This window comes from Noviherbaspirillum pedocola (genome assembly GCF_016632335.1).
In the GTDB taxonomy this organism is placed as follows: Bacteria; Pseudomonadota; Gammaproteobacteria; order Burkholderiales; family Burkholderiaceae_D; genus Noviherbaspirillum_A; species Noviherbaspirillum_A pedocola.
Genome location: NZ_JAEPBG010000005.1, coordinates 27,689 through 43,349 on the forward strand (window position 1 = coordinate 27,689; position 15,661 = coordinate 43,349).

The following is a 15,661-nucleotide window of genomic DNA, read 5'->3' on the forward strand; positions in this document are numbered from 1 at the left end:
GGCTGCCAAGCCCAACACGGCCGTCGGTCATCCGCGGTCCGTCATGTTGGGCTTGGCAGCCCAACCTACGAGTCGTTTTGCTTTACCTGCCGAGATACACTTCGATCACCCGTTCATCCGCCTGCACCTCGCGCATGCTGCCCTGGGCCAGGACCGAGCCTTCATGCAGCACGGTGACCTTGCCGCCGCGCGCGATATGGTTGACGAAGGCCATGTCGTGTTCGACGACGACGATCGAATGCTTGCCGCGCAAATCGTCGAGCAATTCCGCGGTGCGCTCGGTCTCCGCGTCCGACATGCCGGCCACGGGCTCATCGAGCAGCAACAGCCGCGGCTCCTGCATCAGCAGCATGCCGATCTCCAGCCACTGCTTCTGTCCGTGCGACAGCAGCCCGGCCAGCCGGCGCTCATGACCTTCGAGCCGGATCAGCGCCAGGACTTCGCGGATGCGGTCGCGCTGCTCGCCGCTGATGCGGAAGAACAGCGTGGGTCGCACGCGCTTGTCCATCTTCATCGCCATCTCGAGGTTCTCGAAAACCGTGTGTTGCTCGAACACTGTCGGGCGCTGGAACTTGCGGCCGATGCCGGCATGGGCGATCTGCACCTCCGACATGCGCGTCAGATCCAGCGTCTGTCCGAAATAGGCAGTGCCGGAATCGGGCCGCGTCTTGCCGGTGATGACATCCATCATCGTGGTCTTGCCGGCGCCGTTGGGGCCGATGATGCAGCGCAGCTCGCCATCGGAAATATCCAGCGACAGCTTGTTCAATGCGCGAAAGCCATCGAAGCTGACCGTGATGTCCTCGAGATAAAGAATTGCGCCGTGGCTCGTGTCCACGCCCTCGGGCTTGATGCGGCCATATGGCTGGCGCGCTTCGCCGCTGTCAGCGCCGAGATCATGCAGCGCGGTCTTTGCCATGTCGTTCATGCCTTTTCCTCCGTGGCGCGCAGACGCGCCGCCAGGCCGAGCAGGCCGCGCGGCAGGAACAGCGTGACGATGATGAAAATCGCGCCCAGCGCATACAGCCACAGGTCCGGAAACGCAGCGGTGAACCAGCTCTTCAGCCCGTTGACCGAGAATGCGCCAAGGATGGGGCCGAGCAGCGTGCCGCGCCCGCCGACCGCGGCCCAGACCACCATCTCGATCGAGTTGGCCGGACTCATCTCGGAAGGATTGATGATGCCGACCTGCGGCACATACAGCGCTCCGGCGATGGCGCACAGCACCGCCGACAGCGTCCAGACGAAGAGCTTGAACCAGAGCGGGTCGTAGCCGATGAACATCAGCCGCGCTTCCGAGTCACGCACCGCCTGCAGCACGCGGCCGAGCTTGGATTGCGTGATCCAGCGGCACAGCAGCAGCGCGCCGAGAAGACTGGCCAGCGTAAGCAGGTAGAGCACGGCCTTGGTCGACGGTGCGGTAATGCTGTAGCCGAGCACCCGCTTGAAGTCGGTAAAGCCATTGTTGCCGCCAAAGCCGGTGTCATTGCGGAAGAACAGCAGCATGCAGGCGAAGGTCATTGCCTGCGTGATGATGGAGAAGTACACGCCCTTGATGCGCGAGCGGAACGCGAAGAAGCCGAAGGCGAAGGCAAGCGCGCCGGGCACCAGCACCACCAATGCCATCGCATACCAGAAATGGTCGGTGAAGCTCCAGTACCACGGGTAGTGTTTCCAGTCGAGGAAGACCATGAAGTCGGGAAGGGTGCTGCCATACACGCCGTCGCGGCCGATGGCGCGCATCAGGTACATGCCGTGCGCATAGCCGCCGAGCGCGAAGAACACGCCGTGGCCGAGCGACAGGATGCCGGTATAACCCCAGACCAGGTCGAGCGCGAGCGCGGCCAGCGCATAGCACATGAATTTGCCGAGCAGCGTCACGGTGTAGGCAGATACGTGCAGCGCGCTCGTCTCCGGTGTGGCCAGATACAGCACCGGCAGGCATGCCAGCACCGCCGCGCAGACCAGGATGCCGGCCCAGGCCGGCCGGGAAAACAGTGATGCATTCATTCCACGCTCCTGCCTTTCAATGCGAACAGACCCTGCGGCCGCTTCTGGATGAACATGATGATGAAGACCAGGATCGCGATCTTGGCCAGCACCGCGCCGGCGAAGGGTTCGAGGAACTTGTTGGCTTCGCCCAGACCCAGCGCGGCGATGATGGTGCCGGCGAGCTGGCCCACGCCACCCAGCACCACCACCATGAAGGAATCGACGATGTAGCCTTGGCCCAGGTCCGGGCCGACATTGCCGAGCTGCGATAGCGCGACGCCGCCCAGGCCGGCGATGCCCGAGCCCAGGCCGAAGGTCAGCATGTCGATGCGGCCGGTGGCCACGCCGACGCAATCGGCCATGCGGCGGTTCTGCGTCACGGCGCGCAGGAACAGGCCCAGCCGTGTTTTATTCAGGATCATCCACACCGCCACGACGACGAAGATGGCGAAGGCGATGATGACGAGCCGGTTATATGACAGCACCAGCGAGCCCAACACCGTGACACCGCCGGACATCCATGACGGATTGGCAACCTCGACGTTCTGCGCGCCAAAGAGCGAGCGCACCGCCTGCATCAGTACCAGGCTGATGCCCCAGGTAGCCAGCAGGGTTTCGAGCGGCCGGCCATACAACCAGCGGATCACGGTGCGCTCGAGCAGCATGCCGATCACGGCGGCCACGATGAATCCAGCCGGCACCGCGGCGACCAGGTACCAGTCGGCATGCGCAGGCAGGAACTTGCGGAACAGCAGCTGGCAACTGTAGGTGGCGTAGGCGCCGAGCATCAGCAGTTCGCCATGCGCCATGTTGATCACGCCCATCAGGCCGAAGGTGATGGCCAGGCCGAGCGCGGCAAGCAGCAGCACGCTGCCCAGCGAAATGCCATAGAACAGGTTGCCGACGAATTCGGTGCGCGACTGCTGCGACTCGATGGACGCCAGGGTGCGCGCAGCGGCGATGCGCACTTTCTCATCGGGCTCGACATAGGCGCCATCGGCGGTCTTGTCCAGCAGATGGGCAAGCGCCGGCTTCAGGGAGGCATCGGCGCTGTCGGCCAGCGCAATGACCGCGGCTTCACGTTCGCGTGCATCGCTCGAGACCAGATGCGCGCGCGCCTGCGCGCCCTTCAGCACGGCCTTGATCTCGGCATCGGTTTCACGCGCCAGCGCCTTGTCGATCAGCGGGCCCGATTCGGGCTGCACATCGCGCTGCAATGCGCGCGCGGCGGCCAGGCGCTTGTCGCGAGAGGAGGAAAGCAGATCGAGGCCCGACAGGGCGGCATCGATCGCGGCGCGCAGCCGGTTGTTGACGACGATGGCATCGCTGCCTTCGGGGGCTTCCACCGTTTTGCCGCTGGCCGCATCGATGGTCTTGTCGCCATCCATTAGCAGCACATCGCCATCGGGCGTGGCAAGCAGATTGCCTTCGGCCAGGGCCTTGAGCAGCTTCAGTGCCTCTTCATCAGCGCTGGCGGCGATCGCATTGACCGCGGCGATGCGCGCATCCGGGTCGTCGCCGGCCAGCGGCTTGATCAGCGCGCCATCGATCGCGGCATGGCTGGCGTAGGCCATGCTTGCGAGCAGCAGCGCTAGCAGCATGCGCATCATGCGTTTCATGCAGTGTCTCCAGGTATTACTTCAGGAATTCGGTTCGGGATGCGTATAGGCACAGGCATCCCGAAGAGGCCGCCAGCAGGCGCCGGCGGCCATGCAAGGCTTTACATGCTTTGCTTGCTTTCATTGCCCGGGATGTATGGGCTCCACGGTTGCGCGCGGATCGGGCCCTTGGTCTTCCACACCACGTTGAACTGACCGTCCGGGCGGATCTCGCCAATCATCACCGGCTTGTGCAGGTGGTGGTTGGTCTTGTCCATGGTCAGCGTGAAGCCGGACGGCGCCTTGAAGGTCTGGCCGCCCATGGCCGCGATGACCTTGTCGGTATCGGTGGACTTGGCCTTCTCCACCGCCTGCGCCCACATGTGGATGCCGACGTAGGTGGCTTCCATCGGGTCGTTGGTGACCACGGTGTCGGCGTTGGGCAGGTTCTTGGCCTTCGCGTAGTCCTTGTAGGCCTTGATGAAGGAGGTGTTGACCGGGTTCTTCACCGACTCGAAGTAGTTCCATGCGGCGAGGTGGCCCACCAGCGGCTTGGTGTCGACGCCGCGCAGTTCCTCTTCACCGACCGAGAACGCCACCACGGGCACGTCGGTCGCCTTCAGGCCGGCGTTGCCCAGCTCCTTGTAGAACGGCACGTTGGAGTCGCCGTTGATGGTGGAGATGACGGCGGTCTTGCCGCCGGCGGCGAACTTCTTGATGTTGGCGACGATGGTCTGGTAATCCGAATGGCCGAAGGGCGTATAGACCTCGTCGATGTCGCTGTCCTTCACGCCCTTGGAATGCAGGAAGGCGCGCAGGATCTTGTTGGTGGTGCGCGGATAGACGTAGTCGGTGCCGAGCAGCACGAAGCGCTTGGCGCCGCCGCCGTCCTTGGACATCAGGTATTCCACGGCCGGGATGGCCTGCTGGTTCGGCGCGGCGCCGGTGTAGAACACGTTCTTCTCCAGCTCTTCGCCTTCATACTGCACCGGGTAGAACAGCAGGCTGTTGGTTTCCTTGAAGACCGGAAGCACCGACTTGCGCGACACCGAGGTCCAGCAGCCGAAGACCACGGCCACCTTGTCCTGCGACACCAGCTGGCGCGCCTTCTCCGCGAACAGCGGCCAGTTCGACGCCGGATCGACGACGACAGGCTCGAGCTTCTTGCCCATCACGCCGCCCTTGGCGTTGATCTCTTCGATGGTCATCAGCGCGACGTCCTTGAGCGAAGTCTCCGAGATGGCCATGGTGCCCGACAGCGAGTGCAGGATGCCGACCTTGATGGTGTCCGCCGCCATGACCTGCATGGACAAGCCTCCCGCGGTCAGCGCGAATGCGCTTGCTATGGACGCTTTTATCAGTGTTCTGCGCAACATCGTTGGCTCCTTGTAGTGGAATGGGGTTGTGCGTTTGATCGCGCTCATGCTTGAGCAGGATGCGTGCCACGCTCGCGTGAGCCGAAATGGAGAGTGGGTGTGTGAATTTGGTGCGGATTTGGCATGATCATTTCGACCATGCACCTCGGTCGGGAATGTTTGCACCGCCTTCGCGCAGCGCTCGGGCCGAGAAACGAAAGCGGGCGCAGAGGTAGAAATGAGAGATGGGTGGCGGGAGATGGGAGGTGATGGGGGCGCTCGCGCGCAATCCATGTTCCTACCCTATGCCGTGAAATGTAGGGTGGGCACAGCCCACGCGGCACATCGAATGCACACTCGTGTGAATGAAACGTGAAGTGTGCGCGCTCCGTATGTGGATCCCGCGTGGGCGCAGCATGCGCTGCCAGTAGGCCATATCCACGCGCTCGCTCCGCGAAAGGCGAGCACGTCCGGAAGCCGTATCAGAGAGTCTGCATCATCAACAGCGCGCCGCATGCCGCGATAGCCGCTCCACCCATGGCTGCGATGCGGCCATTGCGTCGCGTCAGCATGCCGGCCCAAAAGCCTGTGAGCTGCAGTGCCGCGCTGCTGAGCAGGAAGCCGGCGCCAAACGGCAACGCCCCCGTCACTGACATCTCGCTCCCATGCGCAAAACCATGGAAAACCGCAAAGCCACCGGCCAGCAGCATTGCCACGACCGGCGCCACGCGCACCGAGCGGAAGTTCAGCATGCCGATCGCGGCGACCGAAGCGGCGACACCGAGCTCGGTCACCAATGGCGCATACCCCGCAACGCCTATCCATGCGCCGACGATCATCAGGGCAAGGAAGCTCGCGGGAATCAGCCAGCGCGTACGCCCCGCCTGCATCGAGGCCCAGATGCCGACGCCAAGCATTGCAAGTAAATGATCAATGCCGCTCAGCGGGTGCAGCAGGCCGAGGGCGAGAGAATCGCCATGGCCGGGGTGTGCAAAGGCGGGTGCGCACAGTGCCGTTGCGATGAGCAGGACGGGTACTCGGTATCGATGCATGTAGGGTGCTCCAAATGATCCGGTTGGGAGAAGAGGGATTTTGCTTCACTGTCCGTCTCGCCATCGACGATTGTCGAAGCAGACAGCGCAGCCATTAGCTTTGCAGACAGCATGGGTGCTTCAGCAAGGAGCATGCCGGGGAAGGGGTGGGATGGCGTCGTTCAAGTTTGAGGATGGGCACAGCGCGCTTGTCGACATGTCCCATTCACTCTCCTTGAGGCTCAACTATGTGGAATTCCATCCCCGCATTGGGCAGGGATGGACATGTCAAGCCTGACCGGCCTTACTTTGGGAAAACCATGCCGGCTCGGTGCTGCATCACTTCGTCTTGATACTGATGCTGCCGCCGCCAATGGCGGTGCCTTCGAGATTGCCACCCTCAGTGCCGCTATCGAGCTGGTTGTCGTAATCGAGCATCTCGGTCTTGGTCTCTTCGTTGTAATGCCAGATGCGCATGCGCAGGCGGTCCGGCGTGCCTTTACCGATCAGGTCGCCATCGACGGCGGTGAGCAGGAACTTGTAACTGCCGCTGCCATTGATGGTGCCGGTGCCCTTGTACTGGGCGCGCGCGCCGCCAACCACCAGCCAGTCGTAGTCGGTGCTATGAAAGTTCAGGTTCGCGCTCTGGAACTGGAACTCGGTCTGACCGCTGGGCTTGGTGGCGCCCTTAAGGTACTTGGAGGTGAAGCCGAAGGTGGCGCGGCCACCCATGGTCGGATCGGCCTGGTAGGCGCCGACGGGCGAATTGATCCATCCGCCGCCGGCGACGAAGCCACCGTTGGGGTCATAGACCACGACCTGGCCGCCGACGCTGCTGCTCTTGCCACCGCTGTCGGTGACGGTGACAGTGATGTTGTAGACGCCGGGGGTGGTGTAGACGTGGCTGGCGGCGATACTGCCCGCCACGCTTGCGCTGGGCTCGGTCACATTGCCTACGCTGGTACTGCCATCGCCCCAGGACCAGGAGGCGGTGTGGGTGTCGGCACTATCCGTGTCACTAAATTTCATGCTGGCGTTAATTTGCGAGCCGATGGGCGCCGGATCGTTGGCGAGGATGGGGCCGAGCGTTGATGGGCTGTTGGACGCTGCATTCGGATACAGCAGTACCCAGCCAATATTGCTGTTAGCGAGTATGGTGCCGCTATTTGAAATAGCGGCTGCGGAAGAAAGTTCGATGCCCAGGTTAGTGGGGATCAGTCTATTCAGGTCGATGCTCTTGCCGTCGATGGGCGACCAGACGAAAGCATGTGTCGTGTCCTTCGAAATAAGTGACTGTCCGACTACCAGACTGCCTGCATTGATCGATCTGGGAACGGTAGCGTCGCCGCCCAGGGTCCCGATAGCTCGCATTGTTATGCCATCATGCATGAACGCAAGTGTCTGATGACTGCGATTTTCTGAGGAACCTATTACTTCCCCCTTGATGTTGATATCGATAGCAGTTGAACTGTTAGTTGCGTCTTCCAATGCGCCAAGATCTACCATCTGCTCGTTCTCATATCGGAATGCATGATCCGCAGTGCCGTTGAAAAATTGGCCGGCGACCTGTGCCCGGTCATTGATGGCAATGGGAGATACTCTCTGCTGCGGTGCAGTTTCAGTAATCCGGACGGTTTTATCTTCTGTGTACACGAATCCAAAAACTGAGGAGTTCTGGTCCACATAGTAGCCAGTGACTTGACCAAGGTTGTTCATGCTTTTGGCGAACATACTTTTTGCACCCGGAGGCATGCCAAAGTTGGCGAAGATGTCATTGTTGAAGTCGTACACGAATGAGTCGGTATCACCATTGAGAAGATTTCGAGTGCCTGCAATGAGGCCTTCGTCATTGATTGCAATTGATTGAGCGCTACGTTCGCCAGTTTTTCCTAAATCGTATGTCCCAACTCGATCGTAGATAAAGAAGCTCGTCCCCGCTGTTGGAGACCGGACCAGTCCGGTTACCCATCCATTGGCATTGATGGCCTGCGGAATCCAGCTGCTCTGATCATCCGGCTTGCTTAGGTTACGGATGTTGCCGTCCTCATAAATGATTGCGCGCAGGATTCCCGTCACCGGGTTAAGCAGGTAACCACAAACCTGCCCGTTGTCATTCAGTGACCGTTCTGGGCGATCCATGTTGAATCCTGTCGGCAGATTCCTCACGGAATAGGACGAAGCTACAGTGGAGGCCACGGTGGCTGCCGCCAACTGCTTGGTTGCCGGCGTGCCGCTGCTTGTTGGCGTGCCGCCTTCACCGCCGCAAGCCGCAGACAAGATGACAGCAGCGATCATCGCCGCCCAACGCTGTAGGCCCTGGAATCTGTTTGTAGTCGTTCGCATCACCGGTTCTCCCTTGTTAGCCGCTTGCGTGGTTTAGCAGCGCAGTTCGCCTTGCAGCGCCCCACGCGCATGCAGGCAGTGCGAAACGAAGTGGCTGGCTCGTGTGTGCCTTGCCGTCGTTCTCCATGCTGACTGATCGGGTCAGGACAACACGAGAGCGCGAAGCCACGTCATGCCGCGCCCCAAAGCAACGGCCGCGCGGCAAACCCCCGTATCAAGCGCACACCGCATTTACTATAGGTTGCTTTCGACGTTCTACAAACGGTATTTATGGCGATATACGAACATTCTTTACGGAAACCGCATGTCCGAACGTGTGCCGACTCGGCGCGATGCCGTGCATGCGAGGGGATCAACCAGAGGAAATGCGCGCGTGCGGCCCATGGGAGTGGCCGCGGCCGGCGCGCAAGGAAAGCTTCAGATATTGACCAACCGCGCCCCCGCCGCCGGCGAGAAATCGCGCACTTCCTGTATCAACCCGACCCCAACCGCATCGCGCGCGGTCAGGTGCAGATCGTCATGCCTGTGCACCGCGAGCTGTTCGGGCGACAGCCGCAGGAAGCGGCGCATGATGGACTCGGTGCGCGCGTCGTCGGCGCGCAGGCCTTCGACGACGATCTGCAATTCCTCCGCGCCGATGCCCGACGGTGGCGACGCATGCGAGCGGTGCAACATGAAGCGCGCGGTCTCGGACGCATAGCGTTCGCGTCCCGCAAGAAACACCGTGACCGCGATCGATGCCACCACGCCGGCGTTGTACATCACGAAGCGTACCGGCGAAGCCGACAGGAAGTTGTACAGGCAGATGCCGTCGCTGATGTAGCCGCCATGCGAATGCAGCAGCAGGTGCGCGGTGGTGATGCCTTCGGACATCATCTGCGCAGTGGCATCGAATACCCGCCGCACCATCGAATCGTTGACATCGCCGGACAGGGTGAACCAGGCTTCGCGTCCTTCATTGCGTGCCTCACCGCGTGCATCGTCGCGCTCTTGCTGCATCCGCCTTTCCTCCTCAAAGGGTTTGCGCCGCCTGCGTCGGTGTGGCCGGCGCGAGCGCATCCGATTGCGTCGCCTCCAGCGGACTTGCGGCAGGGAACTGGCCATCGCGGCCCATCATGGCCATCAGATCGCGGAAGTACCGTATCGTTCTCTGCAGGCCATCGGCCAGGGCCACCTTCGGTTCCCAGCCCAGGTACTGCCGCGCTGGCGAGATGTCCGGCCGGCGCCGCACCGGGTCGTCCGCCGGGATAGGCATGAAGCGCAGGCCCGCGGTCGATCCGGTAAGCTCGGTCACGAGTTCGGCCAGCTCGAGCATCGTGCATTCGACCGGGTTGCCGAGGTTGACCGGGCCGGTGAAGTCATCAGGCGTTGCCATCAGACGCACGATGCCCTCCACCAGGTCGTCGACATAGCAGAACGAGCGCGTCTGCCGGCCATCGCCGTAGATCGTGATCGGCTCATTGGCCAGCGCCTGCATGATGAAGTTCGACACCACCCGTCCATCGTTCGGATGCATGCGCGGACCATACGTGTTGAAGATCCGCGCGATCTTCACCGGCATGCCGTGCTGACGCCGGTAATCCATGAACAGCGTTTCCGCGCAGCGCTTGCCTTCGTCATAGCAGGAGCGCGGGCCGATCGGGTTCACATGGCCCCAGTAATCCTCGGTCTGCGGATGGATCTCCGGATCGCCATAGACTTCGCTGGTGGAAGCCTGCAGGATGCGCGCCTTGACCCGCTTGGCCAGGCCCAGCATGTTGATCGCGCCATGCACGCTGGTCTTGGTGGTCTGCACCGGGTCGTGCTGGTAATGCACCGGCGACGCGGGGCAGGCGAAGTTGTAGATCTGATCGACTTCCACATACAGCGGAAAGGTCACGTCATGCCGCAGCAGCTCGAAATGCGGATGCGACAGCAGGTGCGCAATGTTGAGCTTGGAGCCGGTATAGAAATTGTCGACGCACAGCACATCGTGTCCGGCATCGAGCAGGGTCTCGCACAGGTGCGAGCCGAGGAAGCCGGCGCCGCCGGTGATCAGGATGCGCTTGCAATGCAGTTCCTTCATGTGTTTCTCCTCCTTCTCGTCAGGCGGCTGTCGCCCCTTGAAGCTGGCACAGCGAATTGACCTGTTCCAGCACCGCGTTGACCGTGACGCCAAGGGCGCACGGATGCCCGATCGGGCAAACCACATGAGCGCACGGGCGACAGGGCACATCGGCCCATAGCATCCGGTGCTTGGCGGCATCGAGCGGCGCCCAGCGCCTGGCGTCAGCACCGCTGGAAACCACCACGCTCTGCGTGCCCACCGCCGCTGCCACATGCGACACGCCGGTGTCGTTCGACACCAGGAGGCGCGCGCCGGCGATCATCGCGGCCAGTCCGCCAAGACTGGTGCGGCCGGAGGTATCGATTGCTGGCGCGTGCATCGCCGCCGCGACCTCGGCCACCAGCGGCTTCTCATCACCGGACCCGGTGAGCACGATGCGCCAGCCATCGGCGGCGAGCGCATCCGCCACCTCGGCAAAGCGCTGCACCGGCCAGCGCCGCGACGGCAGCCGCGCACCGGGATGCACGCAGACGTAGCCAAGCGGCGCTGGCAATTCGGGCACGTCGCGCGACAGGTGCGCGCGGTCTTCAGCGGTAATCGGAAACTCAAGATGCTGCCCTTGCGGCGGCGCGCCCAGCGCTTCCAGCAGGCGCAGATAGCGCAAGACTTCATGCTCGTCGCTGCGCCAATCGAGAAAGGAGCCAGCGTCCGGCTGCCAGCCGCCGGATGGCATATAGCCGGCATTGCGCCGCGCGCCCATGGCCACCATCAGCGGATTGGTGAGCGCGCCGCTGCCATGCATCTGCAGCGCGAGGTCGAAGCGTTTGCCTTGCGCGGCGCGATAGAAGTCGGGCAGCGCATCGAGCCGCGGCTCGGTCTCGGGTAGTCCCGGAAAGCCGGGGAATTCGAGGAAGCCGTCGATGAGATGCGCGTAGCGCTGTGCAAAGCCGCGCGCCCAGGGCAGGCCGACCAGCGTGATCTCGGCTCGCGGCGCGGCCATGCGCAGCGCGCGCAATGCCGGCACCGTGACCAGCAGATCGCCTAGCTGGAGCGCGCGAAAGACCGCGATGCGTTCAAGCCTGCCGAAGTCCAGCCGCGCGGCCTCGCTCATGCCGTCTTCCCGCCGACGGTGATCGATGGCTTTTCCAGCAGGAAGGAGCCGATCGCCAGCGCATCCAGCGGGGTGGTGAGGAAAGATTCGACCGCATCGCGCGGCGTGCAGACGATGGGCTCGCCGCGGGTATTGAACGAGGTGTTGACCAGCACCGGCACGCCGGTCAGGCGCTGGAAAGCTTGCAGCAGATCGTGATAGGGCGCGTTCTGGTCGCGCCGTATCGTCTGCACACGCGCCGTGCCATCGACATGGCGCACCGCCGGTATCTGCGCGGCCTTCTCGGGAATCACGTCATACACGAACACCATAAAAGGCGATACGTCGCCATTGACGAACCAGTTGCCGACTTCCTGCTCCAGCACCACGGGCGCGACCGGGCGGAAGTCTTCGCGGTCCTTGATGCCATTGAGCTTGGCCTGCATGCCGGGATCCACCGGCGAGGCCAGGATCGAGCGCGCGCCGAGCGAGCGCGGACCGAATTCCATGCGGCCCTGAAACCAGCCGATCACCTTGTTCTGCGCGAGGATCGCCGCGGTCTCTTCAGCCACGTTGCTCATGCGGCGATACGGCAGCTTCGCCATCTTGAGGAATTCCTCTATCTCGTCATCGGAGTACGAAGGACCAAGAAAGACATGTTCCATCTGCCAGGCCCGCTTGCCGCCGCGCTGCTGCAGATCGATCCACAGCGCCGCGCCCAGCGACGTGCCCGAATCCCCCGAAGCCGGCTGCACCCACACGCGCTTGAAGGGTCCCTTGTCGCGCAGGATGGCATTCATCACGCAGTTCAGCGCCACGCCGCCGGCCAGCGCCAGGTTCTCGGCGCCGGTTTTCTCATGCAGCCATTGCGCCATCTGCATCACGGTTTCCTCGAGCACCAGTTGCAATGAACGCGCGATGTCCATGTGCACTTCTTCAAAGGCCGATCCGCGCTCGCGCCGCGGGCCGAACACATCTTCCCAGCGCGCGTTCTCGACGGTGTAATCGCCATCGCCGCGATAGCGCACGATGGCGCGCAGCGCATCGGCAAAGCGCGGCTGGCCGAAGGAGGCCAGCGCCATCACCTTGTATTCGTCCGAAGAGCGCAGGAAGCCGAGATGATCGGTCACGGCTTCATACAAGAGACCAAGCGAATGCGGCAGGTTGACCTGTTTGATGCGCTCATAGGCGCCGTCGCGCCATACGCCATAGCTGGTGGTGGCGCGCTCGCCGCGGCCATCCATGGCCAATACCGCGCAGGTCTCGAAGGGCGCGGCCAGGAAAGTGCTTGCCTCATGCGCGAGATGATGTTCGACGAAATGCCATTGGAAGGGACCGTCGAAGCGCACGCCGGCAAAGCGCTTCTGCAGATGATGCGGCGCGCCCGAAGCCAGCTGGCGCGGCGCATTGACGATATAGGACAGCGACAGCGGATCCCAAGGCGATAGCCATTCATCGCTCGGGTTAAGGCTTGGCTCGAGAGGCAGCGTGATGGTCGCGTTCTTGGCGTGCTCGCCAAGCTGTATGCGCGGGTCATAGGAATATGCCACATGCTGCACATCGGCCAGCGTGATGCCGGCCTCCTTCAGACAATAGTCGATTGCATTGAAGGGCAGCTGCCAGACCGTGAACGGCACCGGTCGCTTGCCATGCTTGACCCGGGTGAAACGTTCTTCTTCCGCAGCGGCGATGACAACGCCGTCTTTTACCAGGCTCGCGGAACAGTCATGAAATGCAGCATTGATTCCCAAGGTATACACACCTGCCTCCTTCACGAGTTAACCGGACGCGCCGGTTGAACAAGGGAATTAGCAAGCGACATACCAGCGCTTCCTGTGAAGGAAGCCGAGCATGCAAAGGCGCGCCGCGACTGTATTGCATCGGTACCGTCGGGTTGATACCCGCAGGGTCGCGGCCGGTAAGAACTACAGGTGAATGTAAAGAATGTAAGGGTAATTGTTGCAATTGATTTTTAAGAAAGTTGACATGCCGCATCGGATCAAGTGCCTTGCGGCGCTTCTACTCTTGTCTGGACAAGTGTTGCCGTGCGCGCTCGTTGGAACGTCACCCCTTGGAACAGGTTTTGCTGAAGGATTCCGACCTATGCGAAACCGAGTGCCATGGATACCTTGACCGCAAGCATCAATGATCCGGATCTGATCCCCCTCTCTGCGTACGAAGCTGCAGGGACGCCCAGCGTATCGGTTGTCGTGCCGACCGTTGGCCGCGCCGACCTGTTGAACCGCTGCCTCGGCGCACTGGTCGCGCAAAGCCTCGATACCGCGGACTACGAAATCCTGATTGTCGATGACGGTCCCAGCGATGCCACGCGGGAAATCGTTGAAGGATGGATGACAAGCCAGCCGCAACGCATCGTCTATATCGCCAACCACGGGCCGCATGGGCCCGCCGCCGCGCGCAATCGCGGCTGGCAGGCGGCGCGCGCATCCATCATCGCCTTCACCGATGACGACACCGTGCCGGCGCCGGACTGGCTTGCCGGCGGCCTGGCTGCTTTCGAGCCGGATGTCGATGTGCTGCGCGGGCGCGTGGTGATGCCGCTGCCCGATGTGCCCACCGATTACGAGCGCGACGCGAGTCACCTCGAGACGGCCGAGTTCGTCACTGCAAACTGCTTCTGCCGCAAGGCAGTGCTGCAGGCGCTGGATGGTTTCGATGAGCGCTTCCGCTATGCGTGGCGCGAGGACAGTGATGTGCATTTCCGCCTGCTCAACGCCGGCGCGACGATACGCAGCGCGCCCGGCGCCGTTGTCGAGCATCCGGTGCGGCCGGCGCGCTGGGGCGTTTCCGTCTTTCAGCAAAAGAAAATCCTGTTCGATGCCTTGCTCTACAAGAAGCATCCGAAGCTGTACCGCCAGCGCATACGCGCTACGCCGCGCTGGGACTATTACCTGATCGCCGCCTCGCTGGCTACGGGCGCGGCGGGCGCGGCCACCGGGCACCGCAACGTGGCCACGACGGCCGGCCTGGTATGGCTGGGCATGACGGCGCGCTTTTTTCTGCAGCGCATCCGCGGCACGACGATGTCGCCCTCGCATGTGGCCGAGATGGCGCTGACCTCAGCGGTGATACCGCCGATTGCAGTGTACTGGCGCATGGTCGGCGCGCTGCGCTTCAAGGTCCGCTTCTTCTGACCCGCCGACAAGGGACCGCATGCGACCACTGAATATTCTTACCTGGCATACCCACGGCAGCTATCTGTATTACCTGACGCAGGTGCCGCATCGCTTTTACGTGCTGTCCAAGCCCGGCCGCCCGGCCGGCTACGGCGGCCGCTGCGGCCATATGCCATGGGGCGACAACGTGATCGATCTGCCGGTCGAAGACGCGGCCAAGACCGAGTTCGATTGCATCCTGTTCCAGGACGACGACCAGTACCTGAAGGACCAGTTTGAATTTCTGACCGAAGCGCAACGCCGCTTGCCGCGCATCTATCTCGAGCACGACACGCCGCGCGAGCATCCGACCGACATGCCGCATCCGGTCGACGACCCCGACATGCTGCTGGTGCACTGCACCCATTTCAACGCGCTGATGTGGAACAACGGCAGAACGCCGGTACGCGTGGTCGAGCATGGCGTGCGGGTGCCGGAAAGCGTGCAGTACGACGGCAGCCTCGAGCGCGGTCTCACGGTGGTGAATCACCTGGCGCGGCGCGGGCGCAGGCTCGGCGGCGATGTCTTCCTGCGCGCGCGCGAACGCCTGCCCATCGACCTGGTCGGCATGGGCGCCGAGGAAATGGGCGGCCTGGGCGAAGTGCTGCATGGCGAACTGTCGGCGTTTTCGGCGCGCTACCGCTTTCTGTTCAACCCGATCCGCTACACCAGCCTGGGGCTGGCGGTGATCGAGGCCATGCTGATCGGCATGCCGGTCGTGGCGGTGGCCACCACCGAGATGGCCACCGTGATCGAGAACGGCCGCACCGGCTATGCCGGCACCGATGTCGACGCACTGATCGCGCATATGCAAGAACTGCTGCGCGAACCGGAACTGGCGCGGCGCATGGGACAGCATGCCCGCGCGTACGCGCGCGAGCGCTTCGGCATCGAGCGCTTCGTGCGTGACTGGCAGCGCGTCTTTGCCGAAGTCACCGCGACCAGATCAGCCGCAGTCGCATAGGCCTGACAACGCATTCGTTATACGAGAAAGAAGGAGATGCAATTGGCAGCAGCAAACAAGAGCTT

At 62.6% G+C, this 15,661-nt stretch carries 12 protein-coding genes; 2 read left to right on the plus strand and 10 right to left on the minus strand.

The genetic code is table 11. The features are described 5' to 3' along the window. Positions 1 to 82 precede the first annotated feature (82 nt). The 10 genes from urtD to JJB74_RS13305 form a co-directional block, all read right to left on the minus strand. Entirely contained in the window at positions 83 to 919 is an 837-nt protein-coding gene (urtD, locus tag JJB74_RS13260) for an urea ABC transporter ATP-binding protein UrtD (protein ID WP_200592676.1), read from the minus strand. A gap of 5 nt (positions 920 to 924) precedes the next feature. Further along, positions 925 to 2,010: an urea ABC transporter permease subunit UrtC gene (urtC, locus tag JJB74_RS13265; protein ID WP_200592368.1), complete on the minus strand. Its 1,086-nt coding sequence runs from the start codon at positions 2,008 to 2,010 to the stop codon at positions 925 to 927. After that, complete coding sequence (gene urtB, locus JJB74_RS13270) at positions 2,007 to 3,611, minus strand: urea ABC transporter permease subunit UrtB (protein ID WP_200592369.1); 1,605 nt, start codon at positions 3,609 to 3,611, stop codon at positions 2,007 to 2,009. Before urtB ends, urtC begins: the two co-directional genes overlap by 4 nt. A 101-nt stretch (positions 3,612 to 3,712) precedes the next feature. Beyond that, positions 3,713 to 4,966 (minus strand): urea ABC transporter substrate-binding protein, encoded by a 1,254-nt coding sequence (urtA, locus tag JJB74_RS13275; RefSeq protein WP_200592370.1) that lies wholly within the window; start codon positions 4,964 to 4,966, stop codon positions 3,713 to 3,715. A 461-nt stretch (positions 4,967 to 5,427) separates the two neighbouring features. Then, positions 5,428 to 5,997 (minus strand): HupE/UreJ family protein, encoded by a 570-nt coding sequence (locus tag JJB74_RS13280; protein ID WP_200592371.1) that lies wholly within the window; start codon positions 5,995 to 5,997, stop codon positions 5,428 to 5,430. 318 nt (positions 5,998 to 6,315) lie between these two features. Beyond that, on the minus strand, positions 6,316 to 8,319 hold the full coding sequence (locus tag JJB74_RS13285) for a PKD domain-containing protein (RefSeq protein WP_200592372.1): 2,004 nt from the start codon (positions 8,317 to 8,319) through the stop codon (positions 6,316 to 6,318). A 417-nt stretch (positions 8,320 to 8,736) separates the two neighbouring features. After that, a complete protein-coding gene (locus tag JJB74_RS13290) occupies positions 8,737 to 9,318 on the minus strand; it encodes an ATP-dependent Clp protease proteolytic subunit (RefSeq protein WP_200592373.1) in 582 nt (193 codons plus the stop codon). A gap of 13 nt (positions 9,319 to 9,331) precedes the next feature. Then, positions 9,332 to 10,384, minus strand: a complete 1,053-nt coding sequence (locus JJB74_RS13295) for a UDP-glucuronic acid decarboxylase family protein (protein WP_200592374.1) — start codon at positions 10,382 to 10,384, stop codon at positions 9,332 to 9,334. Positions 10,385 to 10,403: 19 nt separating this feature from the next. Then, positions 10,404 to 11,477 (minus strand): glycosyltransferase family 9 protein, encoded by a 1,074-nt coding sequence (locus JJB74_RS13300; protein WP_200592375.1) that lies wholly within the window; start codon positions 11,475 to 11,477, stop codon positions 10,404 to 10,406. Continuing rightward, on the minus strand, positions 11,474 to 13,216 hold the full coding sequence (locus tag JJB74_RS13305) for a carbamoyltransferase family protein (protein WP_200592376.1): 1,743 nt from the start codon (positions 13,214 to 13,216) through the stop codon (positions 11,474 to 11,476). The genes JJB74_RS13300 and JJB74_RS13305 overlap by 4 nt, the downstream gene beginning before the upstream one ends. 360 nt (positions 13,217 to 13,576) lie before the next feature. On the opposite strand from JJB74_RS13305, the gene JJB74_RS13310 reads away from it, so the two are divergent. After that, positions 13,577 to 14,611, plus strand: coding sequence for a glycosyltransferase family 2 protein (locus JJB74_RS13310; RefSeq protein WP_200592377.1), 1,035 nt, complete (start codon positions 13,577 to 13,579; stop codon positions 14,609 to 14,611). A 19-nt stretch (positions 14,612 to 14,630) separates the two neighbouring features. Beyond that, the gene (locus tag JJB74_RS13315; protein WP_200592378.1) at positions 14,631 to 15,596 is read left to right on the plus strand and encodes a glycosyltransferase; all 966 of its coding nucleotides are present in this window, start codon (positions 14,631 to 14,633) and stop codon (positions 15,594 to 15,596) included. Positions 15,597 to 15,661 lie beyond the last annotated feature (65 nt).